Origin of the sequence: Halomonas alkalicola, from assembly GCF_030704205.1 — a bacterium.
GTDB lineage: Bacteria > Pseudomonadota > Gammaproteobacteria > Pseudomonadales > Halomonadaceae > Halomonas > Halomonas alkalicola.
Genome location: NZ_CP131913.1, coordinates 107799 through 131751, shown reverse-complemented (window position 1 = coordinate 131751; position 23953 = coordinate 107799). Strand labels below are relative to the sequence as shown.

Here is a 23953-nt window from a genome sequence, read left to right as displayed (position 1 = left end):
CATCGGCGCTTGCGGCCGCGCCCCATCTCGAGGTGGCCCACAGGCGAGAGCAGAGCAAGGAGAGGCGATATGGCGCGCACCGGCGTGCAGTACGAGGACGTGCAGCGGGCGATCGATGACCTGCTGGCACGGGGCGAGGCGCCCAGCGTGCAGAAGGTGCGCGAGGTGCTGGGCACCGGCAGCTTCACCACCATCAGCGATCATCTGCGCGAGTGGCGCCAGCGGCGCGACGAGAACCGCGACGTGCCGCCGCCCCGCGGCATGCCGGCGGCCCTGCAGGAGCTGGCAGAGGCGCTGTGGCACAGGGCCCAGGAGAGTGCCAACGAGGCCCTCGCCCACTACCGGGAGGAGGCAGACCGTCGCATCGCGGCGGCCGACGAGGCGGTGGCCGAGGCGCGCCGCCAGGCCGAGGACGCCGAGCAGCGGGAATCGGCCCTGGCGGCCCACCTGGCCAGCACCGAGCAGCGCCTGGAGGAGCGCAGCACGGCCCTGGCCCGCAGCGAGGCGCAGCGGGAACAGCTCATCGAGAAGGGTCACCGCCTGGAGACCCGCCACGCCGAGCTTGAGGGGCTGCTCGAGCGGATCCGCGGCGAGATGGCCCAGCAGGGCCGGGAGCACCAGCAGGCCATGGAGACCCTGGAGGCGGCGCAGCGCGAGCGCCTGGCCCGGGAGGAGCAGCGCCACGAGAGCGCCGAAGCGCGGCTGATGGGGCTGCTGGACGAGGCGCGCCAGGAACGCCTGGCCGGCGAGAAGACCGCCGCGGATCGGGAGAAGCAGATCGCGGTCCGCCTGGAGCGCCTGGAGCAGCAGCTGCAGGAGGCCCGCGGGCGCCTGGCCGAGGAGGAGAAGCAGCACCGGGAAACCGACTGGGCGCGCCGCCAGGCCGAGACTCTCGCCGACACCCGCCAGCACGAGCAGGCCCTGCTGCAGGCGCGCATCGACGAGCAGAAGCGCCTGCTCGAGGAGCAGGCCCGCCGCCTGCGCGACCTGGAGCAGCAGCTCCACCGCTGCCTGTGGCAGACCCCGCCGACGCCCGACGGCGAGGAGGAGGCCGACAACGACGAAGGCCCCGCCATGGCGGAGCCTTCAGAGAAATAGCCGAGGGCGGGCGCCTGCCCGCCCGGCCTGCCTAGGCTTTGCCTGAAACGTCGGCGAGCGAAGGTCAGACAAGGCAAAAATCAGCGAAAAGACGGACCGGGCTCGCGCGCGAGTTTACGGGGTGTAAATGAGTACTTTGATCGGACTCGCGCACGAGCTGATTTTTAACGCCGTATGGTCGAGCGCAGCCAGTTTTCGGGCAGAGCCTAGCGGTAGTAGGCGTTGGTGGTGTCGGTATGGTCGGTCACGTCGCGGATGCCGGCCAGCTCCGGAATGCGCTCCATGAGGGTCTTCTCGACGCCCTCCTTGAGGGTCAGGTCCACCGCGGCGCAGCCCTGGCAGCCGCCGCCGAAGGCCAGCACCGCCACCTGCTGCTCGGTGAGCTCGATCAGCTTGATCTCGCCGCCGTGGGCGGCAAGGCCGGGGTTGATCTCGCTGTAGAGGATGTAGTTGATGCGATCCTCCAGCGGACTGTCGGCGTTGACCTTGGGCATCTTGGCGTTGGGCGCCTTGATGGTGAGCTGGCCGCCCATGCGATCCTTGTTGAAGTCGACCACCGCCTCCTCGAGAAACGGCAGGCTGTTCTTGTCCAGGTAGACCCCGAGCTTGGGCAGCTCGAGATGCTCGTCCGTCGGCTCCTCCTCACCGGGGCGGCAGTAGGCCAGGCAGGTCTCGGCGTAGGGGGTGCCGGGCTGCGTGATGAAGATGCGCACGGCGATGCCCTCGACGTTCTGCTTCTCGAGCAGCTCGGCAAGGTAGTCCTGGGCGCTGTCGGTGATCTGGATCGGGTTGCTCATGGTGTTCTCGCTGGTCGGGCTGCGGCCTGGTGCGTTCCCTCGGCAGGCCGCGCGTCGGGGATTGACTGTCTCCCATGGTAAGACAGCGGGCCGGAACTGACAATCCCGAGTGAATTGGTGGGTCTTTGCGCAACGGCCTGCCTTTGGGCGCGCCTTTTGGTAACATGGGCCGCCATCCCTGGCCGCCCCTGACTGACACCGCCGGCTCTACCGGAGCGCTGCAGCAGGCAGAAGACGCCCCGAGGCGTCCGTGCGGCCCTGCCCCTGGATGCGACTTTCGCTGGAGACAAGACCTGCCCATGGCCGCCCTTCCCACCGCTCAGACCGCTTCCCTCATCGACAGCCTCAACGAGCGCATCCTCATGCTCGATGGCGGCATGGGCACCATGCTGCAGAATGCCGGCCTGTCCGAAGCCGATTTCCGCGGCGAGCGCTTCATCGACTGGCCCTCCGACCTCAAGGGCAACAACGACCTGCTGGTGCTCACCTGCCCGGAGCTGGTCGCGCGCATCCATCGCGAGTACCTCGAAGCCGGTGCCGACATCGTCGAGACCAACACCTTCAACAGCACCCGGCTCTCCCAGGCGGACTACGGCATGGAAGCGCTGGTAGTCGAGCTCAACCGCGAGGCGGCCCGCCTGGCGCGTCAGGCGTGTGACGCCGTGGCCGCCGAGACCGGCGTGCCCCGCTACGTGGCCGGGGTGCTGGGCCCCACCTCGCGCACCGCCTCGCTCTCGCCGGACGTCAACGACCCGGCCAAGCGCAACGTCACCTTCGACGCCCTGCGCGAGAATTATTACGAGGCGGCCGAGGCGCTGATAGAGGGCGGCAGCGACCTGATCATGATCGAGACCATCTTCGACACGCTCAACGCCAAGGCGGCGATCTACGCCCTGGAGGAGCTGTTCGAGGATCGCGGGGAGCGCCTGCCGGTGATGATCTCCGGCACCATCACCGATGCGTCCGGCCGCACCCTCTCCGGCCAGACCACCGAGGCCTTCTGGAACTCGGTGCGCCATGCGCGTCCCCTCTCGGTGGGCCTCAACTGCGCGCTGGGGGCCGAGGAGCTGCGCCCCTATGTGGAGGAGCTCTCCACCAAGGCGGACACCTTCGTCTCCGCTCACCCCAATGCCGGCCTGCCCAACGAGTTCGGTGAGTACGACCAGACCCCCGAGGAGATGGCGACCATCGTCGCCGAATTCGCCCAGAGCGGCCTGGTCAATATCATCGGCGGCTGCTGCGGCTCGACGCCCGAGCATATCGCGGCCATCCACCGGGCCATCCACGGCGTGGCTCCGCGCCGGGTGCCAGAGATCGCCAGGGCCTGCCGCCTGTCGGGCCTCGAGCCCTTCAACATCGCCGCCGACTCCCTGTTCGTCAACGTCGGAGAGCGCACCAACGTCACCGGCTCGGCGCGCTTCAAGCGGCTGATCGTGGAGGAGGACTTCACCACCGCCCTGGAGGTAGCCCTCGAGCAGGTCGAGAACGGCGCCCAGGTGATCGACATCAACATGGACGAGGGCATGCTCGAGTCCCAGGAGGCGATGGTGCGCTTCCTGAACCTGATCGCAGGCGAGCCCGACATCGCCCGGGTGCCGATCATGATCGACTCCTCCAAGTGGGAGATCATCGAGGCGGGCCTGAAGTGCGTGCAGGGCAAGGCGGTGGTCAACTCGATCTCCATGAAGGAGGGCGAGGCGGCCTTCCGCGAGCAGGCCACCATCTGTCGCCGCCACGGCGCCGCCGTGGTGGTGATGGCCTTCGACGAGACCGGCCAGGCCGACACCTTCGCGCGCAAGACCGAGATCTGCGAACGGGCCTACCGCATCCTGGTGGATGAACTCGACTTCCCGCCGGAAGACATCATCTTCGACCCCAACATCTTCGCCATCGCCACCGGCATCGAGGAGCACGACAACTACGCCGTGGACTTCATCGACGCCACCCGCTGGATCCGCGAGCACCTGCCCCACGCCATGGTCTCCGGCGGCGTCTCCAACGTCTCCTTCTCCTTCCGGGGCAATAACCCGGTGCGCGAGGCGATCCACTCGGTATTCCTCTACCACGCCATTCGCGCCGGGCTGACCATGGGCATCGTCAACGCCGGCCAGCTGGCGGTCTACGACGATCTGCCCGAGGAGCTGCGCGAGGCGGTGGAGGACGTGGTCCAGAACCGTCGCCCCGACAGCACCGAGCGGCTGGTGGATCTGGCCGAGAAGTACAAGGGCGACGGTGGCGGTGCGGCCAAGAAGGAGGATCTGGAGTGGCGCTCCTGGCCGGTCAACAAGCGCATCGAGCACGCCCTGGTCAAGGGGATCACCGCCCATATCGAGGAGGATACCGAGCAGGCGCGCCAGGAGGCGGCGCGCCCCATCGAGGTGATCGAGGGACCGCTGATGGACGGCATGAACGTGGTCGGCGACCTCTTCGGCGCCGGCAAGATGTTCCTGCCCCAGGTAGTGAAGTCGGCCCGGGTCATGAAGCAGGCGGTGGCCTACCTGATCCCCTTCATCGAGGCGGAGAAGCGCGAGCTGGCCCAGGGCGACGGCCAGGCCAAGGGCAGGATCGTCATGGCCACGGTCAAGGGCGACGTCCACGACATCGGCAAGAACATCGTCGGCGTGGTGCTCCAGTGCAACAACTACGAGGTGATCGACCTCGGTGTGATGGTGCCCGCGGAGAAGATCCTGCAGACCGCCAGGGAGGTAAATGCCGACATCATCGGCCTCTCCGGGCTGATCACCCCGTCGCTTGACGAGATGGTGCACGTGGCCAAGGAGATGCAGCGCCAGGGCTTCAGCCTCCCGCTGCTGATCGGCGGCGCCACCACTTCCAAGGCCCACACCGCGGTCAAGATCGAGCCCGGCTACGAGCACCCGGTGGTCTATGTGCCCGATGCCTCCCGCGCCGTGGGCGTGGCCGGCAAGCTGCTCTCGCCCGGTCTCAAGGAGGCCTATGTGGCCGAGATCCGCAGCGAATACGAGCAGGTCCGCGAGCGCAACGCCAAGCGTCGCCCCAAGGCCGCCGATCTCGGCTATGCCGAGGCCCGCGCGCGCAAGTTCGTCATCGACTGGACCAGCTACACCCCGCCCCGGCCTGCCGTCACCGGCCTCACGGTGTTCGAGGAGTACGATCTCACGGAGCTGGTCGAGCGCATCGACTGGACCCCCTTCTTCATGAGCTGGCAGCTGGCCGGCAAGTACCCGAAGATCCTCGACGATGCGGTGGTGGGCGAGGCCGCGCGCAACCTGTTCCGCGACGCCCAGGCGATGCTCGCCCGGCTGATCGACGAGAAGCTGGTGCAGGCCCGCGGGGTGATCGGCCTCTGGCCGGCCAACAGCGTCGACGACGACGTCATCGAGGTCTACGCCGACGAGTCGCGCCAGGTGGTGATCGAGCGGCTCCACCATATCCGCCAGCAGACCACCAAGAATCGCGATGGGGTCTGCTACAGCCTGGCCGATTTCATCGCCCCGAAAGAGAGCGGCAAGCCCGACTGGATCGGCGGCTTCGCGGTCACCGCCGGGCATGGCGTTGAGGAGCTGGCCGAGCGCTACAAGGCCGCCGGTGACGACTACAACGCCATCATGGTCCAGGCGCTCACCGACCGCCTGGCCGAGGCCTTCGCCGAGCGCCTGCACGAGCGGGTGCGCAAGGAGATCTGGGGCTACGTGCCGGAGGAGACGCTGGACAACGAGGCGCTGATCGCCGAGAAGTACCAGGGCATCCGCCCCGCCCCCGGCTACCCGGCCTGCCCGGACCACACCGAGAAGGCGACCCTCTTCCGGCTGCTCGACGCCGAGGCCAACAGCGGCCTTACGCTCACCGAGAGCTTCGCCATGTGGCCCGCCGCCGCGGTGGCCGGCTGGTACTTCTCGCACCCCCAGTCGAAGTACTTCTCCACCGGCAAGATCACCCGCGACCAGGTCGAGGCACTGGCCAGCCGCAAGGGCATGGCCCTGGACGAGATGGAGCGCTGGCTCTCGCCGGTGCTCTCCTACGACCCGGCCTGATCGGTCGCCAGCCGCCCAGGGGCCCGCTTTGCGGGCCCTGACTCGACGGACCCCCATGCTGCCCGAGCCCACTCGCCGCCAGACGATCCTCCGCCTCGCCCTGCCGATCATCGCCGGCATGCTCTCCCAGAGCCTGATCAACCTGATCGACGCCGCCATGGTGGGGTCGCTGGGCGAGGTGCCCCTGGCCGGCGTCGGCATCGGCGGCTATGCCATGTTCCTGATCACCGCCCTGGTGTTCGGCCTCTCCTCCGGGGTTCAGGCCCAGACCGCCCGGCGCCACGGCGAGGAGGCCTGGGAGCGGCGCGCGGTGCCGCTCAATGCGGGGCTGGTGATCGCGGTCATCGCATCGCTGCCCATCACGCTGCTCTGCCTGTGGCAGGCGCCGCGGCTGCTGGCGCTGATCAACCAGGACCCGGCGGTCAACGCCGTGGCGGTGGAGTACTTCCGCTGGCGGGTGGTGTCGCTTAACGCCGTGGCGATGATCTTCTGCTTTCGCGGCTACTGGAACGGTATCCAGCAGACCGGCATCTACCTGCGCATCATCCTCGTGATGCACGCCGTCAACGTGGCGGCGAGCCTGGCGCTGATCTTCGGCTACCTGGGCCTGCCGGCCATGGGAGCCGCCGGCGCCGGGGCCGGCACCAGCCTGTCGCTGTTCCTGGGGCTGGCCATCTGGGCGCTTCTCAGCGCGCGCCATGCCAGGGGCAGCGGCTTCCTCGCCGGCCTCCCGCGGCGCTTCACCTTCGCGACCACCCTGCGCCTGGCGACCCCCCACTCCTTCCAGCAGCTGTGGTTCGCCGCCGGCTACGCGGTGCTGTTCTGGATCCTCGGCCAGATCGATACCCGCAGCGTCGCCGTGGGCCACGTGCTAGTGAACCTCTCGCTGCTGCTGATCCTGCCCGGGGTGGGGCTCGGCATGGCCGCCATGAGCCTGGTGGGCCAGGCACTGGGCCGCGAGGCCCATGGCGATGCCCATCGCTGGGGCTGGGAGGTGGTGCACCTGGCCTGGCTGTGCCTCGCGGCCCTGGCGCTGCCCATGGCCCTGTTTCCCGAGGCGGTGCTGGGGCTCTTCCTGCATGACCCGGCGCTGATCGAACTGGGCCGGCTCCCTCTGCAGCTCACCGCGCTGATGATCGTGCTGGATGCCGCCGCCCTGGTGCTGGCCCAGGCGCTGCTCGGCGCCGGCGCCAATCGCACCGTGATGACCACCACCCTCGGCCTGCAGTGGCTGGTGTTCCTGCCGCTGGCGTGGTGGATCGGCGTGGGCCTCGAGCAGGGCCTGCTCGGCATCTGGTGGGCGCAGCTCGGCTATCGCTGCCTCAACTCCGCCTGGTTCGTGGTGATCTGGCAGCGCCGACGCTGGCAGCGCCTCAGGGTGTGACGGGCCGCCCTGCCGCGGCCCGGTAATTACTTTTCGCATAAAAACTATAAACATTTATTCTTTCCAAGTATAACGCGGGGCGCGTATGGTGCTCCCTCAGGCTCCGCCACCCTTCACTGCAGCAGGAACGGCTGAATGTACCGCTACGACACCCACGACCAGACCCTCGTCAATGAACGCGTCGCCCAGTTCCGCGACCAGATGGAGCGCTATCTGGCCGGCCGCCTCAGCGAGGAGGAATTCCTTCCGCTGCGCGTGCAGAATGGGCTCTATGTCCAGCGTCACGCCCCCATGCTGCGCATCGCCATCCCCTACGGGATGCTGGCCTCCTACCAGCTGCGCAAGCTCGGCGACCTGGCCCGCGACTATGATCGCGGCTATGGCCACTTCACCACCCGCACCAACCTGCAGCTGAACTGGCCGAAGCTCGAGACGGTGCCGGACATGCTGGCGGAGCTGGCCAGCGTGGAGATGCATGCGATCCAGACCAGCGGCAACGACATCCGCAACACCACCACCGACCAGTTCGCCGGGGTGGCCGAGGATGAGGAGGTCGATCCGCGCCCCTGGTGCGAGCTGATCCGCCAGTGGTCGACCTTCCACCCGGAGTTCGCCTACCTGCCGCGCAAGTTCAAGATCGCCGTCACCGGTGCCGCAGAGGATCGCGCGGCCATCCAGGTCCATGACGTGGGCCTGCGCCTGTGGCGCGACGACAGCGGCGAGGTGCGCGTTCGGGTGCTGGCCGGTGGGGGCCTGGGCCGCACGCCGATGATCGGCGACGTGGTGCGCGAGGACCTCCCCTGGCGCCACCTGCTGACCTACCTCGAGGCGCTGGTGCGGGTCTACAACCAGTTCGGTCGCCGCGACAACAAGTTCAAGGCGCGCATCAAGATCCTGGTCAAGGCGCTTGGCATCGAGGAGTTCCGCCGCCGGGTCGACGCCGAGTGGGCCCACCTCAAGGATGGCCCCCAGACCCTCACCCACGAAACCGTCGAGGCGGTTGCCGGCCACTTCGTCGACCCCGAACGCCGCCCGGTCAGCGCCGAGGCCATCGAGGCCTTCCAGCGGCTGCGCGGCGAGAATCGCGCCTTCGCCCGCTTCGTGACCAACAACGTCACCGGCCACAAGGTGCCCGGCTACAAGGCGGTGACCCTGTCGCTCAAGCGAGCCGGTCAGTCCCCCGGCGACGTGACCGCCGAGCAGATGCACCAGATCGCCGATCTCGCCGACGAGTACAGCTTCGGCGAGCTGCGGGTCACCCACGAGCAGAACCTGGTGCTCTCCGACGTGCCGGTGGATCGCCTCCACGAGCTGTGGCAGCGCCTGGATGCCCTGGGCCTGGCCAACCCCACCGTGGGCACCCTGGCCGACCTGATCTGCTGCCCGGGGGGCGACTACTGCGCCCTGGCCAATGCCAAGTCCATCCCGGTGGCTCAGGCGATCCAGGAACGCTTCGATGACCTCGACTTCCTCTATGACCTGGGCCCGCTGGAGCTCAATATCTCCGGCTGCATGAACGCCTGCGGCCACCACCACGTGGGCCAGATCGGCATCCTCGGCGTCGACAAGAAGGGCGAGGAGTGGTACCAGATCTCGCTGGGTGGCGCCCAGGGCAACGAAGCGTCGTTGGGTAAGATCCTCGGCCCCTCCTTCAGCCGCGAGAAGGTCCCGGAAGTGATCGATACCCTGCTTCAGGTCTACGTCGGTGAGCGCAGCGACGGCGAGACCTTCCTCGACACCTATCGCCGTATCGGCCTCAAACCCTTCAAGGAGCGGGTCTATGCCTGATCAAGCCCCCATTTCACGCCCCGAGTCACGCCCCGAGTCACGCCCCTACCTGTTCCGCGGCCAGCCCGCCGCGGACACCTGGACCCTGGTCCGCGAGGGCGAGGCCCCCGTGGGCGGCGCCGCCATCCTGCCCCTCGCCGACTGGCTCGAGGCCGCACCGAGCGCCACCCTGGCCCCCTGGCTCCCGGCCGACACCGAGTTGACCGACGCCCTGGCCGAGCGGTTGGCCGAGGCGCCGCTGATCGCCGTGGACTTCCCGAAGTTCACCGACGGGCGCGGCTACAGCCTGGCGCGGCTGCTGCGCGAGCGCCACGGCTTTGGCGGCGAGATCCGTGCGGTGGGCGACGTGCTGGTGGATCAGCTCTATTTCATGACGCGCTGCGGGTTCGATGGCCTCTCGCTGCGCGAGGACCAGTGGCTGGAGGATGCCCAGCGCGCCCTGGGCGCCTTCAGCCGCGCCTACCAACCGGCCGTGGACCAGCCGGAGCCGCTGTTCCGCCGCCGCGAGCGGGAGTGGGCCCAGGCCCGCGAAGAGGCGGCTGCCTTCGCCTGACCATCATCAGGGCCTGTCGCCAGCAAGGGCTTGCTCACGCTTGAGGCGGGGCTTATCCCCTTCGCTTCTGCTGCCGCTCGCGGTTGGCCGCCTTCGCCCGCTCGCTCTTGCGCAGCATCACCCAGGTAGCGCCGAGGCCTCCGTCGGCGGGCTGGGCGGAGACATAGGCCTGCACCTCCGGGAACTGGGGCAGCCACTTGGCCAGGTAGGAGCGCAGCACGTTGGCCGGGCTGTCGATCGCCTGGCCGCGGCCGTGGACGATCAGCACCGAGCGCAGGTCGTGGGCGAAGGCCTCGTGGATGAAGGGCGGCAGCGCTCGCCGGCACTCTTCCAGCGGGCGACGCAGCAGGTGCAGGCGCGCCTGGTCCGCGTAGCCGCCATGGCGCAGGCGGTCCACCACCCCCTGCTGGATGCCGTCACGCCGGTACTCGAGGGGATCGAAGGGGGGCACCAGGTCGACGAAATCATCGGAGAGAAAGCCATGGCCTGCTGGCGCAGCGGCGGCGCTTTCCCGCCTGGCCAGCTGTGCCTCGCTGGGCGCGCGACGCGTGCGACCGGGGTCGGCGCGATTGAGGTCCCGGGAGAGCGGGCGTACGTCACCCATCAGGGCCTGGAAGTCGAGGTCGTAACACGCCTGCCGGGTCATGGGGCACCTCACGTTCGTCATGGGGAGGCTCCATCCTAGCAGAGCGCTCGGCCCGGCTTAAGCCGCCCGATGACGAACACCGGACAACGCCCTCGCGGCATGGCAGGATGGGACGCTCCCCTCCCGGAAGGAGCCCCATGCGACGCCTACACCTGCTGCTCGCCACCCTGCTCGGCCTGCCCCTTGCCCTCGCCGGCTGGCTCTGGCTGACCATGCTCAGCCCCTTCACCTATGATCGCCCCGACCATCTGCCCCCCATTGAAGCGGGCCCCCACGAGGTCTTCGTCTACGGCACTCTGCGCTCGGGGCTGGTGCGCTGGATCGTCACCGGCCGCGCCGGCGAGTCACGACCGGCCACGCTCGAGGACTTCCGCCGCAGCGCCCTCGACCTGGAGGAGGCCCCCGGCGAGCGCGTCGAGGGCGAGGTGATCACGGTGAGCGCCGAGGAGCTCGCCCGGCTCGATCGCTACGAGCGCCTCGGCCTGCGCTACGAACGGGTGCGCCTCACCCTGGCCGACGGCAGCGACGCCTGGGTCTACCGGCGCCTGCCCGAGGAGGCCCTCGACGGGGCTCGGTTGTGAGCGCCCCACGCCGCCGAATACAATGGCCGCTGCCACGCCCCGGGCCGGTCCCGGCGGCGAACCGCCCTCGACAAGGAGTCGACATGACCGCCATCACCCTCCTCCACAATCCGCGCTGCTCGAAGTCCCGCCAGGCGCTGGCCCTGCTCGAGGAGCGCGGCGTGCCGGTGGAGGTACGCCGTTACCTGGAGGCGCCGCTCGACGCAGACGAGCTGCGCGCGCTGATCGCCCGCCTCGACGGCGACCACTCGGCCCTGATCCGCACCAAGGAGCCCGAGTGGAAAGCCCTGGATGCCGATGCCAGCGACGTCGAGCAGGTGATCTCGGCGATCGTCGCCCATCCGCGGCTCATGGAGCGCCCCATCGCCGACGACGGCCGGCGCGCCGTGATCGGCCGCCCGCCCGAAGACGTTCTCCGCCTGCTTGAGTGACCCCTTCCCACCCCTCCCTGCCTCAGGAGCCCCGATGAGCGCCTCCCTGCCCTATGTGCTGATCCTCTACTACTCCCGCCACGGCGCCACCCGCGCCATGGCCGAACGGCTGGCTGCCGGCGTCGAGTCCGTTCGCGGCATCGAGGCGCGGCTGCGCAGCGTGCCGCCAGTCTCGCCGACCTGCGAGGCGGTAGACCCGGAGATTCCCGCCGAGGGGGCCATCTACGCCAGCCTCGACGACCTGCGCCACTGCGCGGGGCTGGCGATCGGCAGCCCGACCCGCTTCGGCAATATGGCCGCCCCCCTCAAGCACTTCCTCGACGGCACCAGCGAGCTGTGGCTCGGCGGGGCACTGATCGACAAGCCGGCCACCGCCTTTACCTCCACCTCCAGCCTGCACGGCGGCCAGGAGAGCACCCTGCTGACCATGCTGGTGCCCCTGCTGCATCACGGCATGCTCTATGCAGGCCTGCCCTACAGCGAGACCGAGCTGATGGAGACCACCAGCGGTGGCACCCCCTACGGGGCCAGCCACCTGGCCGGCAAGCGCAGCGACCGCCCCCTGGACGAGCGGGAGCGCCACCTGGCCCACGCCCAGGGCCGCCGCCTGGCCAGGATCGCCCTGGCGCTGTCGGCGATGCCCAGGGAGGAGTGCTGATGAGGCGCTGGCTCGAAGCCCTGGAGGCCGAGAAGGGGCTGGATCACCTGACCGACCGGTCGCGCCGCTGGGTGCTGGGCAGCTACGGGATCCTGGTCCTGGCCCTGCTGGCCTGGGGTCTTCTGCTGGCTCGCGACGATGGCAACCTGCGTCCGCTGCTGGCCTTCCTGCTGCCACTGGCGCTGTTCCTGCCCTCCCTGCTGGCGAAGCGACCCCGCGGGCACGCCTGGCTGGCCTTCGTCAGCCTGCTCTACTTCATGATCGGGGTGAACGTCGCGATCCTGCCCGGGCTCGGCTGGCTGGGCTGGCTGATCGCCCTGGCGGCGCTGGCGCTGTTCGGCGGCTGCACCTTCTATGCCCGCTTTCGCAGCCGCCAGCAGCGCGCGGCCCGCGGGAACTAGGCGCACGTGCTACGCTTGAAAGGCTTGATTCAACTCAAGACGGCTGACTCAAGCCATACAATTCATGACCCGCCACACGAAAGGAGATCGTGATGACCGCAACCCGACGCTCCCTGCTCGCTCCCCTCGGCCTCTGCGCCGCCCTGCTCGCCTCCGCCTCCGCCCAGGCGCTGGAGGTCGACAAGGCGATCGAGTATCGCCAGGACGCACTGCGCGTGATGGCCTTCCAGACCGGCCCGCTGGGCGACATGGTCCAGGGCAACATCGACTATGACGCCGAGGAGTTCGCGCTGCGCGCGGGCAACCTGGCGGCCCTCGCGCACCTGCCCTGGGAGGCCTTCATCGAGGGCTCGCTGCAGGGGGATGGTCACGGCATCGAGACGCGGGCGCTGGCGGTCATCGGCGACGACTGGGCGGGCTTCGAGGAGCGCCAGGCCACCTTCCGCCGGGAGGCGGCGACCCTGGCCGAGATGGTCGATGACCAGGCGGAGTTCAGCGACCTGCGTCGCCAGATGGGGGCCGTGGTCAACAGCTGTCGCGGCTGCCACGACAACTACCGCGCGGACTGAGGCACGGTCCCGGCTGCGGTTGCAGCGTCAACATCGCGCGGGGCGGCCTAAGGGCCGCCCCGCTCTCTTTTTGCATCTGCCATGACCTCGCCGCGCGGATGGCGTTCAAGCGTTCCAGAGCCAGATCACCGGCAGCGCGGCGATGGCGATCACCACCAGGGCCAGCCAGGGACGGGCGGGACGCTGGGCCTGAGCGCCGGCCGAGGGGGCGTCCTCGGGCTCTCCCGCCAGGGACTTGCGGCCGGTGATCATCGCCCCCACCAGGCGTTCTCCCTTCAGGCGATGCACCACCAGGGCCAGCAGGTGCGCCGCGATCAGCCCCATCAGCAGGTTGGCGTTGAGGTGGTGCAGCCCGGCCAGGGTGCGGGCGGTGCTGCGGTCCACCAGGCCATGCAGGGGGGCATTGAAGAAGATGTCGTCGGTCAGGAAGAGGCCGCTGACGGCCTGGAAGGTCAGCGACAGCAGCATCACCATCACCATGAGGCCGCCCAGGGGATTGTGGCCGGCGAAGAGGGGCAGACGCCCGCTCATCAGGCGCCGGGCATAGCCCCACAGGGTGGCCGGCGAATAGAGGAAGCTGCCGAAGCGGGCGTGATGGCTGCCCACCAGGCCCCACAGCCAGCGGAACAGCAGCAGGCCAATCAGCACGTAGCCGCCCCGGGCGTGGATATCGATCGGGAAGATGAAGGGCGCCCCGTCAGTCTTCATGGTGTAGAACGCCAGCGCCACGCAGCCGACCAGCCCCCAGTGAAAGAGCCGTGTCGGCACATCCCAGACTTTCAGTCGCGTCATCTTGCCTCCTTGCTGATTGCTGCATATTCCAGCGAACGTGACCGGTCATTCCGGGGATCGTGACCGATTTGCTCACCCCTCTCTCGCTGGTTCTGGTTTTGTAAGCTGACCGGTCACGATGGGTCAACTTCTGCCGCTTGCGGGGCGGCGCTCTTGCGCATTGATTCTCCTCTGAGTGTCAGGCGGTGGGCGCTGTGCAGCAGCCGGTCCAGAATGGCGTCGGCCACCGTCGCGGCACCGATGTAGTCGTGCCAGTGTTCGATGGGCAGCTGGCTGGCAATCAGCGTCGAGCCCCGGCCGTGCCGGTCCTCGATCACCTCCATCAGGTCCTGGCGCTGCGGGGCGGTCATCTTCTGCATGCCCCAGTCGTCGAGGATCAGCAGGTCGGTCTTCTGCAGCTGGCCCATCAGCCGGGCGTAAGAGCCGTCGCCCTGGGCGATGCGCAGCTGCTCGAACAGCCTCGGCACCCGCAGGTAGCGCACCGAGTAACCTTGCCGGCAGGCCTGGTTGCCCAGCGCGCAGGCCAGCCAGGTCTTGCCGCACCCGGTGGGGCCGGTGATGCACAGGTTGAGTGACTGGCCAATCCACTCGCCGCTCGTCAGCGGTGCCATGCGGCCCCGCTCCAGGCCGCGGGGGGGTGGCGGTAGTCGATGTCCTCGACGCAGGCCATCACCCGCAGCTTGGCGGCCTTCAGCAGCCGGTCGAGGCGACGGTTATCGCGATGCAGGACCTCACGGTCGAGCAGCATGCCCAGACGATCCTCGCGAACGGCAGGTCGTAGGTGTCCGGCTGGGTGAGCTGGTGAGCCAGGGCGTCGTGCATGCCGGTCAGCTTGAGGCGGCGCAGGGTGTCGAGCAGGGGCTGGGTCATCATCGGTCGTCTCCTCGGGTCAGTGGTAGTACTCGGCACCGCGCACGTTGGTGTGGGGCGGCAGGTCGTCAAGCGCCTCGGGGAGCGTCAGCATCGGCTGCTGATCCAGCCCCTGCTTGAGGATCGAGGCGATGCTGCTGTAGCGCGTGGTGGGGATCGCCAGGGCATGTGCGCAAGCCTGCTCCAGGCGGTCCTTGCCGTAGCGCCGGCTGAGCTGCAGCAGGCCCAGGCAGGCACAGTAGCCATGCTCGGGATGGGGGCGGTCCTGCAGCTGCCGCTGGGTCATCTCCAGGGTGGCGACGCCGATGTCCTTGGCCCACGCCAGGAAGCGGCTCGGTGACCAGTCGCGGTGCGCCTGGTGGCGCTTGGGCATGTGTTCGGCCAGGGTCGAGAAACGCCCCGGCGCGTGGCGCGGGTGCGCCGCCACCCGGTGCCCCTTGTGGAACACCTCCACCATGGCGTGGGTCAGGCGCACCTCCAGCACCTGGCCCACCAGGGTGTGGGGGACGCTGTAGAAGCGTTTGTCGAGGTCGAGGTGGTAGTCGATGCCGGGCTTGGCCTTGCGCCACTCGGCGTACTCGTAAGGCGTCTCCGGCAACGGGCGCAGCACCGGCCGGTCGATGGCCTGGAACAGGTCACGCCGGCTCTCCTCGCGGCCCTGGAAGGGGCGGCGGTTGAGATCCTCCAGCAGCTCGCGGATGGCCTGGTTCAGCGAGGCCAGCGTGAAGAAGGTGTGGTGGCGCAGGCGAGCCAGGATCCAGCGCTCCACCAGCAACACCGCGGCCTCCGCCTTGGCCTTGTCCTTGGGCTTGTAAGGCCGCGCCGGCAGCACCGCGACCTGGTAGTGCCGGGCCATCTCGGCATAAGTCGCGTTGAGCTGGCTCTCGTAGCGACACGCCCGCGCGTCACGGCGCTCTTCAGGTTGTCGGGGACGAGTAGTTCGGGGACACCGCCCAGGAACTGGAAGGCACGCTGGTGAGAGGCGATCCAGTCGGGCAGCGCCTGGCTCCAGGTCGCCTCGGCATAGGTGTAGCTGGAGGCGCCCAGCACGGCAACGAACACCTGGGCCCGTCGCTCCTCGCCGGTGGCCTGGTTGATGATCGGCACGGTCGGGCCGCAGTAGTCGATGAACAGCTTCTCGCCGGCACGGTGGACCTGTCGCATGCTGCGCCGCTGGCGATTCCGCCAGGCGCGGTAATGGTCGCAGAACCGACTGTAGCGGTAGGCCTTGTCGCCATGGACCTCGACGTACTCCGCCCACAGCAGCTGCAGGGTGACGCCCTTGCGCTTGAGCGCCTGGTGGACCTGGAAGTAGTCCGGCGCCGAGAAGCGCATCGGCGGCGACTTGGCCGGGAACAGTCGCGCCTCCAGCGCTGCTTCGTCGGTGGCGTCAGGCAGCGGCCAGCGGATGCCGGCCACCTGGGCCAGGCTGACATACTTGCTGACCACGCCCTTGGAGAGGCCGCAGGCCCGAGCAATCTTCTCGTGGCTGAGGCCGGCGTCGTACTTGAGGCGCAACACCTCGGTGATGGTTCGCATAGGAATCCTCGGTGCTGGCATGTCCCCCTCCAGGGCAAAGGCAAAAGGAGGGGTATGCCGTAAAAATCCGAATCATTCCAGCGAGTTAGGTGAGATTCCGGGAACGTGACCGATGATTCCGACATCGTGACCACGGATTCCGGGAAAGAGGCCGAAATCGGTCACGACGAAACGGAATGGCCGGTCACGTTGGCCCGGAATGGTCGGTCACGATAGATCGGAACGGGCGGTCACGATGGCTCGGAATACGCAATTGCAGTGGATTCTCCGGCCCCGGGCTGCCAAAGCCAGTTTTTTGGCTTACCATGGGCGATTCCATGGACACCACCCCCATGCCGGTGGCCCGCAGAAGGAGTGTACCTCTTGTCATCGCCCAACGCCTGGCGCGAGGCCGGCACGCTGACCGTGCCGGTGATGTTCGGCTACCTGCCGCTGGGGGCCGCCTTCGGCATCCTGGCCATCGAGGTGGGCATCCCGGTCTGGGCCGCCCTGCTGATGTCGCTGGCCATCTACGCCGGGGCCGGCCAGTTCCTGGCGGTGGCGCTTCTTGCCGCCGGTGCCGGCCTGGTCGAGGTGGCGGTGGCCACCCTGATGCTCAACTCGCGGCACCTGTTCTACGGGCTCTCGCTGCTCAGGCGCTTCAAGGGCGCCGGCTGGCGCAAGCCCTACCTGATCTTCTCGCTCACCGATGAGACCTACTCGCTGTTGACCACCCTGCCGCCGGAGCGCGCCCGGGACCATGCCCTGGCCTTTCGCATCGGCCTGCTGAACCAGGCCTGGTGGGTGCTCGGCTCCCTGGCCGGGGCGCTGATCGGCAGCACCCTGGCATTCGACAGCCGCGGCATCGAGTTCGCCCTCACCGCGCTCTTCATCGTGCTCACCCTGGAGCAGGCGCGCCGGCTGCGCCAGGCGCTGCCCTTCGTGATTGCCCTGGCAACGGGCATCGGAGCCCTGCTGCTGGTGCCCGACCGCCACCTGCTGCTTGGCGCGATCGGCGCGGCGAGCCTGGTACTGCTGGCCCACTACCGCTTCCAGCGCCCGGCCCGGCCCCAGGAGAGTCGCCCATGAGCCACACCACCCTGCTGCTGTTCATCGCGGTGTGCGCCCTGGCCACCTTCGCCACCCGGGTGATCCCCTTCGTGGCCCTGGCCCGTCAGGCCGAGCACCCGCTGATCCTGCACCTGGGCCGCTATCTGCCCCCCACGGTGATGATGATCCTGGTGATCTATGCGCTGCGCGACTTCCGCCCGCTGGCCGAGGGCCAGCTCAACGCCGCGGCCAATGGCTGGCCGATGATCCTGGCCTCCCTGGCGGTGGTCACGCTGCACCTGTGGCGGCGCAACGCCCTGCTCTCCATCATCGGCGGCACCGCGGCCTACATGGCCATGGTGCAGCTGGGCTGGACACCTTGAGCGCGCATCGCCATATGCTTAGGGTCACAAAACCCGCCCGATAAAGGTAAAGGGTGTTGAGCTGAAGGGGGTCGTCTCAGAAAACGGAAAATAAAGCACGCTAAGCCGGTTGCAGCGGCCGTAGCGGCCTGAACTTGCCCGCGCCGATCTTGGCGCTGCTGCGCCAGAGGTAATCGCCGGTCAGGTTGATGTGCTCCCAGCCGAGCGGCGACAGGTACTGCAACAGGCCGTCATCGACGGCTTGACCGTGGCCACGCAAGGCGTTCGCGGCCCGCTCCAGATAGACCGTGTTCCATAGCACGATGGCCGCCGTCACCAGGTTGAGGCCGCTGGCCCGGTAGCGCTGCTGCTCGAAGCTGCGGTCGCGGATTTCCCCCAGGCGGTTGAAGAACACGGCGCGGGCCAGCGCGTTGCGCGCCTCGCCTTTGTTCAGCCCGGCATGCACGCGGCGGCGCAGCTCGACGCTTTGCAGCCAGTCCAGGATGAACAGTGTGCGCTCGATGCGTCCCAGCTCACGCAGGGCGACGGCCAGGCCGTTCTGGCGCGGGTAGCTGCCAAGCTTCCTGAGCATCAGCGAGGCCGTCGCCGTGCCCTGCTTGATCGAGGTGGCCATCCGCAGGATTTCATCCCAATGGGCGCGGACGTGCTTGATGTTGAGCGTGCCGCCGATCATCGGTTTCAACGCCTCGTAGGTGGCATCGCCCTTCGGGATGTAGAGCTTGGTGTCGCCCAGGTCACGAATGCGCGGGGCGAAGCGGAAGCCCAGCAGGTGCATCAACGCGAAGACGTGGTCCGTGAACCCTGCCGTGTCGGTGTAGTGCTCCTCGATCCGCAGGTCGGATTCGTGATACAGCAGGCCGTCGAGCACGTAGGTCGAGTCGCGCACGCCGACGTTCACGACCTTGGTGTGGAACGGCGCGTACTGGTCGGGGATATGGGTGTAGAACGTCCGCCCTGGGCTGCTGCCGTATTTCGGATTGATGTGGCCGGTGCTCTCGGCCTTGCTGCCGGTGCGGAAGTTCTGGCCGTCCGACGATGACGTGGTGCCGTCGCCCCAATGCTCGGCGAAGGGATGTCGGAACTGCGCGTTGACCAGCTCGGCCAGTGCCGCCCCGTAGGTTTCGTCGCGGATGTGCCAGGCTTGCAGCCAGGCCAGCTTGGCGTAGGTCGTGCCGGGGCACGATTCCGCCATCTTGGTCAGGCCCAGGTTGATCGCGTCGGCGAGGATCGTGGTCAGCAACAGGTTTTTGTCCTTGGCCAGGTCGCCTGACTTCAGGTGGGCGAAGTGCCGGGTGAAGCCCGTCCATTCGTCTACCTCCAGCAGCAATTCGGTGATCTTGACGTGCGGTAGGATCATCGCCGTCTGGTCGATCAGGGCCTGTGCGGTATCGGGCACCGCCGCATCGAGCGGCGTGATCTTCAGGCCCGACTCCGTGATGATGGCGTCCGGCAGCTCGTTGGCCAGCGCCATGCGGTTGACGGTGGCGAGCTGCGTTTCCAGCAGCGTCAGCCGGTCATGCAGGTACTGGTCGCAATCGGTGGCCACGGCCAGCGGCAATTCGCTGGCCTGCTTGAGGCTGGCGAATTTCGCGGGCGGCACCAGGTAGTCCTCGAAGTCCTTGAACTGGCGCGAGCCTTGCACCCAGATGTCGCCGGAGCGCAGCGCGTTCTTCAGCTCCGACAGCGCGCACAGTTCGTAGTAGCGCCGGTCGATGCCGGTGTCGGTCATCACCAGCTTCTGCCAGCGCGGCTTGATGAACTCGGTCGGCGCGTCGGTGGGCACCTTGCGGGCGTTGTCGCTGTTCATGCTGCGCAGCACCTCGATGGCGTCGAGTACGTCCTTGGCGGCGGGCGCGGCCCGCAACTTGAGCACGTCGAGAAATTCCGGCGCGTAGCGGCGCAGCGTGGCGTAGCTCTCGCCGATGCGGTGCAGGAGATCGAAGTCCTCGGGTTGCGCGAGCCGATGCGCCCGAACAGCCGCACCTTGGCATTGATCGCCTTGCCGGATGCCTGGAACTGCTGCTGATGCTTGTTCTTGGCGGCATTGAACAGCTTGCCCAGGATGCGGTCATGCAGGTCGATGATTTCGTCGGTGACGGTGGCCATGCCCTCGATGGCGAGCGCCACCAGGGTCGCGTAACGCCGCTGCGGCTCGAACTTCGCCAGGTCGGCGGGCGTCATCTGGCCGCCCTCGCGGGCGATCTTGAGCAGCCGGTTCTGGTGAACCAGCCGCTCGATGCCGGAGGGCAGGTCGAGCGCCTGCCACGCCTTGAGGCGTTCGATGTGTTCCAGCATGTGCCGCGAGTTCGGTTTGACCGGGGATTGCCGCAGCCAGGCCAGCCACGTCGTCTTGCCGTTGTCGCGGCGCTTGAGCAGATCGTCGAGGCGACGGCGATGCACGTCCGTCAGCGGCTCAGCCAAGGCGTCGTAGAGACGCCGGTTGGCGCGGGTAATCGCTTCGGCGCTCGCCCGCTCGACGGCGTTGAGGGCGGGCACAATGACCGACTGCCGCCGCAGGTGCTCGATCAAGGCTCTGGCCAGCACGATGCCCTTGTCGGTTTGCATGGCCAGCTCGGTCAGCAACTGGACAGCCTGCCGGTAGTGGCCAATCGTGAACGGCTGGAAGCCGAACACCGTTTGCAGCTCGACCAGGTGCTCGCGTCGGGTCTGCTCACGCTGCCCGTACTCGTCCCAGCTTTCGATGCCGACCTTGAGCTGGTTGGCGACCAGTCTCAGCAATGGCGGGAACGGTGGCTCATCAGCGCCAAGGATGACGCCGGGAAAGCGCAGGTAGCAGAGCTGCACCGCGAAGCCCAGCCGATTGGCCGGGCCGCGCCGCTGCCGGATGATGGAGAGGTCGCTTTCGCTGAACGTGTAGTGACGGATCAACTCATCCTTGGTGTCCGGCAACGCCAGCAGGCTTTCGCGCTCGGCGGCGGAGAGGATCGAACGGCGGGGCATGCGGTTTCCTTCTTCTTGAAAAAGTAGGTTTGTGACAAGCCCGCCAAGGCAACCGGCGCGGCACGGGAATCAAGGCATTGCGATTCTCGAAAATAGTTCTTGAAATTCTATTCTTGATTGCATATCATCTCAACGAGTTTCGATAAGAAAGGATGCGCATGCGACCGTCTGTTGTGCTTGACATGAAGCGAAGCGCAGTGCGTGAAGCGGTAGGCCGCTTTCGCGCCGCGAACCCGCGCGTCTTCGGCTCGGTGCTGCATGGCACCGACCGGGATGGCAGCGACCTCGACCTGTTGGTCGATGCGCTGCCCGGTGCCACGTTGTTGGACTTGGGCGATTTGGAAGAAGAACTGAAATCGCTGCTCGGCGTTGACGTCGATCTGCTGACTCCCGGCGACCTGCCGCCGAAGTTCCGGGCCAAGGTGCTCGCGGAGGCGCAACCGATATGAGCGAGAACCGCCTGCCCGATTACCTCGACCACATTCAGCAGGCCGCAACCGATGCGCGCAGCTTCGTGGAAGGGATGGCCAAGGACGACTTCTTGGCCGACAAGCGCACCCAGCAGGCCGTCATCATGAGCCTGATCGTCATCGGCGAGGCGGCCACAAAGGTGATGGATGGCTACGTCGAGTTCACCCAGGCGCATGCCGACGTGCCGTGGCGCAGCATGCGCAATATGCGTAATCGCATGGCTCACGGCTATTTCGACATCAACCTCGATGTGGTGTGGGAGACGGTACAGGAATGGCTGCCGGCGTTGCTCCAGCAATTGCCCGCCGTGCGTCAGGATGCCGACGATGAAGACCGTAACGACAAAGGCATGGAGCCATGACCAATCAAGCCGCCGATGTTCGGCCCCTCTGGCGTGTTCGATCCCGCGACCTATGAGCCGCGCTCGGGCAAGACCTTCTGGATGGCCGCAACGGACGTGAGTTCGCTGGTGGGCAAGGAGGCAGCAGCCGACACGCTCATCGGCAACTGCACGACCGCACGACCAGCCTCCCGTTCAAATTCGAGTTAGAACTCATATCCAGCCTGTCTGGGGGCACTGTGAAAGAGGGATCTCCGATGACTGTTGAATCGAGAATATTTTCTGTAGCCGAGTATGTTCAGCCGTCCGAAGGCGAGCCTATTCGTTCCGTTGTGCTTGAAACCCGAGACTCAATTATCGTGGTTTGGCATGTCCATCCCGGGCAGGAAATTGCGGCTCACATTCATCCTCACGGCCAAGACACGTGGACTGTTTTGTCGGGAATGGCTGATTACTTTCAGGGCAATGGGATTGTTCGTGCCCTCAGGGAAGGTGAGATAGCCGTGGCAAGACCGGGCCAAGTGCACGGGGCGCGAAATACAGGTACCGAGCCATTTGTGTTCGTCTCGGTTGTGGCATCAGCCAATGCCGGTTTCGTATTGGCTGAGCGATAGAGCCCAATCTCTGGAGTTGGTCCAATGAGCGGTCGGGGAGATAGGTAACAGACATGCAGCGGACACGGCTGCTAAACCAGGTCGCAAACCTCCTTGCGTCGCAGCGTGCCGCAAGCGACGCGATCAATCGAATGGGGTCGGCATGAGACTGAACACCATCCAGTTCCCGACCGCGTAGCCGCCTGTCCTGCCGATCAGGTCTTGACCATCGACGCCTGGGATCAGTCCTGAATGTTCTTGGAGACCACTACGTTATGAGCCGCAGCCGCCGCAAAACACCCATCGTCGGGCACACGACCTGCGGCAGCGAGCGCGAGGACAAGAAGCTCTGGCATCAGCGCTGGCGCACCCGTGAGCGCACGGCGCTGACCAGCGCGTCGCCCGAAGCCCTGAGCGCCCATCTGCCCCTGCTGGAAAACCAGGCCAGCAGCGTCTGGTCGATGGGCAAGGATGGCCGCTCCTACTGGCCCGTCAAGCGCCAGGCCGCCACGGCGGATCGCATCGCCAATCACAAGGGACGCAACCCGCAAGAACGCGCCTCCCTGAAAAAGCGCCTGCTGCGCAAGTGGATGAGCAAATGAAGCTCTCCTTCCATCAGCACATTGCGCTGTTCTGGATGATCGGTGCTCCGGGCGTCTTCGCGCCCGTGATCGAGAACGCCAAGCGGCCCGATGCCGGCGCCGTCATGGCGTGGGGTGTCGCGATCGTGGCGGTGATGATCCTCTTCACCCCTTTGCTGCTGCGCTGTCCACCATTCCGGCGCTGGTATGGCCGGACGGATGCGCTGTCGGAGCGGCAGCGCCAGGCGCTTGCCGAGCGCGGCCTGCGCCGCTACTACCAGACCGCTTTCGATGACGGCTACGTGCCCCGCGTGATGCCCTACGTGTGGCGCATCATCTGGACGGTCGGCGGGTTGATGGCTGTGACCGCCGTACTGCCTACCAACACCGGACGGCCAGCCTTCGATGCCTTGGTGGTCTTCTCGACCTGGTATCCGATAGGCGTGATGCTGCTGGTTTTCGCGTCGAGGCCCCTTGGCCGGTTGATTCGCCAAAGAGCACAGGAGCGGCGGAAATGAGCACGTCAACCATCGAGGCGCTGGCCAGCGCCTGGGCAAGGATTGCCGAGGAAGCGGAATTCCCCGCTGACTACGAGGGGACTGCCACACCACAAGCGCATCGGGCTAGCGAAGCTATTCAGGAGCAGATTCGGGAGCGCATCGTCGCCACCAACGACATGCGGCTGTTCAGCCTGCTGCACCTGCTGGGTCAGGCGTCGCTGCGCATGGAGCAAGCGCTGTGGCCGGAGGATTACGAGCGGATGACGCGCGAGGTTGAGGAAGCCCTGCGGCAAGCCACCGACGCCAACGCCAGATCGTACACCCACGAAGAAGTGATGCAGGCGATGCAGGAACGCATCGACCGGGCGCGAGACAAGCCATGTTGATTGGCTATGCGCGCGTCTCGACGCAGGATCAGAACCTGGAGCTGCAACGCGAAGCCTTGAGCAAGGCCGGATGTAAAAAGGTCTTCGAGGACAAGGTGAGTGGCACGCGGGCAGACCGGCCTGGCTTGGCCAAGACGCTCGAAATGCTGCGCGAAGGCGATACTTTGGTCGTCTGGAAGCTCGACCGGCTGGGCCGGTCGGTCAAGCAACTGGTCGATCTGGTCGGCGATCTGCACAAGCACGGTGTCCAGTTCAGGAGCCTCACCGACTCCATCGACACCGGCACACCATCCGGGCGGTTCTTCTTCCACGTCATGGCGAGCCTTGCCGAAATGGAGCGCGAGCTGACCGTCGAGCGCACCCGCGCCGGGCTGGAAGTCGCCAAGCAGCTCGGCCGCAAAGGCGGCCGCAAGCCGAAGATGACCGACAGCAAGATCGAGTCGGCCAAGAAGCTGCTGGCCAGCGGGGTGCCGCCCAAGGACGTGGCCAAGAACCTCGGCGTGTCCATTCCGACGCTGTACCGCTGGGTGCCAGCCTCCACGCACGCTTAGCGTGCTTTATTTTCCGTTTTCTGAGACGACCCCTGAAG

The 23953-nt window shown here is 67.2% G+C and carries 23 protein-coding genes and 3 pseudogenes; 19 read left to right on the top strand and 7 right to left on the bottom strand.

The window, feature by feature from the left end:
- Positions 1 to 69: 69 nt before the first annotated feature.
- Positions 70 to 1098 (top strand): DNA-binding protein, encoded by a 1029-nt coding sequence (locus B6N23_RS00680; protein ID WP_305501216.1) that lies wholly within the window; start codon positions 70 to 72, stop codon positions 1096 to 1098.
- 206 nt (positions 1099 to 1304) lie between these two features.
- Here the strand turns inward: B6N23_RS00680 and nfuA are convergent, their stop codons facing one another.
- Complete coding sequence (nfuA, locus tag B6N23_RS00675) at positions 1305 to 1895, bottom strand: Fe-S biogenesis protein NfuA (RefSeq protein ID WP_305501214.1); 591 nt, start codon at positions 1893 to 1895, stop codon at positions 1305 to 1307.
- Between the two features lie 299 nt (positions 1896 to 2194).
- On the opposite strand from nfuA, the gene metH reads away from it, so the two are divergent.
- The 4 genes from metH to B6N23_RS00655 all read left to right on the top strand — a co-directional run bounded on the left by metH (position 2195) and on the right by B6N23_RS00655 (position 9633).
- Positions 2195 to 5908, top strand: coding sequence for a methionine synthase (metH, locus tag B6N23_RS00670; protein WP_305501212.1), 3714 nt, complete (start codon positions 2195 to 2197; stop codon positions 5906 to 5908).
- Positions 5909 to 5963: 55 nt separating this feature from the next.
- Positions 5964 to 7292 carry an MATE family efflux transporter gene (locus B6N23_RS00665; RefSeq protein ID WP_305501204.1) on the top strand — a complete coding sequence of 443 codons (1329 nt, stop codon included), beginning with the start codon at positions 5964 to 5966 and terminating at the stop codon, positions 7290 to 7292.
- 135 nt (positions 7293 to 7427) lie between these two features.
- Positions 7428 to 9080 (top strand): nitrite/sulfite reductase, encoded by a 1653-nt coding sequence (locus tag B6N23_RS00660; RefSeq protein ID WP_305501202.1) that lies wholly within the window; start codon positions 7428 to 7430, stop codon positions 9078 to 9080.
- Positions 9073 to 9633: a DUF934 domain-containing protein gene (locus tag B6N23_RS00655; protein WP_305501200.1), complete on the top strand. Its 561-nt coding sequence runs from the start codon at positions 9073 to 9075 to the stop codon at positions 9631 to 9633. Before B6N23_RS00660 ends, B6N23_RS00655 begins: the two co-directional genes overlap by 8 nt.
- Positions 9634 to 9685: 52 nt before the next feature.
- On the opposite strand, the gene smrA is transcribed toward B6N23_RS00655, so the two are convergent.
- Positions 9686 to 10300, bottom strand: a complete 615-nt coding sequence (smrA, locus tag B6N23_RS00650; protein WP_379687188.1) for a DNA endonuclease SmrA — start codon at positions 10298 to 10300, stop codon at positions 9686 to 9688.
- A gap of 116 nt (positions 10301 to 10416) precedes the next feature.
- On the opposite strand from smrA, the gene B6N23_RS00645 reads away from it, so the two are divergent.
- The 5 genes from B6N23_RS00645 to B6N23_RS00625 all read left to right on the top strand — a co-directional run bounded on the left by B6N23_RS00645 (position 10417) and on the right by B6N23_RS00625 (position 12919).
- Positions 10417 to 10860 carry a gamma-glutamylcyclotransferase family protein gene (locus tag B6N23_RS00645; protein ID WP_119021074.1) on the top strand — a complete coding sequence of 148 codons (444 nt, stop codon included), beginning with the start codon at positions 10417 to 10419 and terminating at the stop codon, positions 10858 to 10860.
- A gap of 83 nt (positions 10861 to 10943) precedes the next feature.
- The gene (arsC, locus tag B6N23_RS00640) at positions 10944 to 11291 is read left to right on the top strand and encodes an arsenate reductase (glutaredoxin) (protein ID WP_305501198.1); all 348 of its coding nucleotides are present in this window, start codon (positions 10944 to 10946) and stop codon (positions 11289 to 11291) included.
- A 34-nt stretch (positions 11292 to 11325) separates the two neighbouring features.
- On the top strand, positions 11326 to 11949 hold the full coding sequence (gene wrbA / locus B6N23_RS00635) for an NAD(P)H:quinone oxidoreductase (protein ID WP_305501196.1): 624 nt from the start codon (positions 11326 to 11328) through the stop codon (positions 11947 to 11949).
- Complete coding sequence (locus B6N23_RS00630; RefSeq protein WP_169958337.1) at positions 11949 to 12350, top strand: DUF2069 domain-containing protein; 402 nt, start codon at positions 11949 to 11951, stop codon at positions 12348 to 12350. The genes wrbA and B6N23_RS00630 overlap by 1 nt, the downstream gene beginning before the upstream one ends.
- A gap of 92 nt (positions 12351 to 12442) precedes the next feature.
- Positions 12443 to 12919, top strand: coding sequence for a c-type cytochrome (locus B6N23_RS00625; protein WP_119021078.1), 477 nt, complete (start codon positions 12443 to 12445; stop codon positions 12917 to 12919).
- 105 nt (positions 12920 to 13024) lie between these two features.
- On the opposite strand, the gene B6N23_RS00620 is transcribed toward B6N23_RS00625, so the two are convergent.
- From B6N23_RS00620 to istA, 3 genes and pseudogenes are all read right to left on the bottom strand, one after another.
- A complete protein-coding gene (locus B6N23_RS00620; RefSeq protein ID WP_302142907.1) occupies positions 13025 to 13711 on the bottom strand; it encodes a cytochrome b/b6 domain-containing protein in 687 nt (228 codons plus the stop codon).
- Positions 13712 to 13824: 113 nt separating this feature from the next.
- Positions 13825 to 14584, bottom strand: a pseudogene (gene istB, locus B6N23_RS00615) (IS21-like element helper ATPase IstB).
- Positions 14585 to 14600: 16 nt separating this feature from the next.
- A pseudogene (istA, locus tag B6N23_RS17000) lies at positions 14601 to 16141 on the bottom strand (IS21 family transposase).
- Positions 16142 to 16483: 342 nt separating this feature from the next.
- Here istA and B6N23_RS00605 point away from each other — a divergent pair.
- Together B6N23_RS00605 and B6N23_RS00600 are read left to right on the top strand one after the other, a co-directional pair.
- Complete coding sequence (locus B6N23_RS00605) at positions 16484 to 17188, top strand: AzlC family ABC transporter permease (protein WP_249322117.1); 705 nt, start codon at positions 16484 to 16486, stop codon at positions 17186 to 17188.
- On the top strand, positions 17185 to 17532 hold the full coding sequence (locus B6N23_RS00600) for a branched-chain amino acid transporter permease (protein WP_110068722.1): 348 nt from the start codon (positions 17185 to 17187) through the stop codon (positions 17530 to 17532). Before B6N23_RS00605 ends, B6N23_RS00600 begins: the two co-directional genes overlap by 4 nt.
- A gap of 100 nt (positions 17533 to 17632) precedes the next feature.
- On the opposite strand, the gene B6N23_RS00595 is transcribed toward B6N23_RS00600, so the two are convergent.
- Positions 17633 to 19540 (bottom strand): Tn3 family transposase, encoded by a 1908-nt coding sequence (locus tag B6N23_RS00595; protein ID WP_305503895.1) that lies wholly within the window; start codon positions 19538 to 19540, stop codon positions 17633 to 17635.
- A 506-nt stretch (positions 19541 to 20046) separates the two neighbouring features.
- Positions 20047 to 20493, bottom strand: a pseudogene (locus B6N23_RS00590) (DUF4158 domain-containing protein); the annotation flags it as partial.
- A gap of 182 nt (positions 20494 to 20675) precedes the next feature.
- On the opposite strand from B6N23_RS00590, the gene B6N23_RS00585 reads away from it, so the two are divergent.
- The 7 genes from B6N23_RS00585 to B6N23_RS00555 all read left to right on the top strand — a co-directional run bounded on the left by B6N23_RS00585 (position 20676) and on the right by B6N23_RS00555 (position 23915).
- A complete protein-coding gene (locus B6N23_RS00585; protein WP_016487057.1) occupies positions 20676 to 20942 on the top strand; it encodes a nucleotidyltransferase family protein in 267 nt (88 codons plus the stop codon).
- Positions 20939 to 21325 (top strand): HepT-like ribonuclease domain-containing protein, encoded by a 387-nt coding sequence (locus tag B6N23_RS00580; protein ID WP_003100872.1) that lies wholly within the window; start codon positions 20939 to 20941, stop codon positions 21323 to 21325. Before B6N23_RS00585 ends, B6N23_RS00580 begins: the two co-directional genes overlap by 4 nt.
- Before the next feature lie 236 nt (positions 21326 to 21561).
- Positions 21562 to 21918 carry a cupin domain-containing protein gene (locus tag B6N23_RS00575; protein WP_003465043.1) on the top strand — a complete coding sequence of 119 codons (357 nt, stop codon included), beginning with the start codon at positions 21562 to 21564 and terminating at the stop codon, positions 21916 to 21918.
- A gap of 254 nt (positions 21919 to 22172) precedes the next feature.
- On the top strand, positions 22173 to 22499 hold the full coding sequence (locus tag B6N23_RS00570) for a hypothetical protein (RefSeq protein WP_003100858.1): 327 nt from the start codon (positions 22173 to 22175) through the stop codon (positions 22497 to 22499).
- Complete coding sequence (locus B6N23_RS00565) at positions 22496 to 22996, top strand: hypothetical protein (RefSeq protein ID WP_003100856.1); 501 nt, start codon at positions 22496 to 22498, stop codon at positions 22994 to 22996. Before B6N23_RS00570 ends, B6N23_RS00565 begins: the two co-directional genes overlap by 4 nt.
- Complete coding sequence (locus B6N23_RS00560; RefSeq protein ID WP_003100853.1) at positions 22993 to 23364, top strand: hypothetical protein; 372 nt, start codon at positions 22993 to 22995, stop codon at positions 23362 to 23364. The genes B6N23_RS00565 and B6N23_RS00560 overlap by 4 nt, the downstream gene beginning before the upstream one ends.
- On the top strand, positions 23358 to 23915 hold the full coding sequence (locus B6N23_RS00555; protein ID WP_003100847.1) for a recombinase family protein: 558 nt from the start codon (positions 23358 to 23360) through the stop codon (positions 23913 to 23915). Before B6N23_RS00560 ends, B6N23_RS00555 begins: the two co-directional genes overlap by 7 nt.
- The last annotated feature ends 38 nt before the right edge of the window (positions 23916 to 23953 follow it).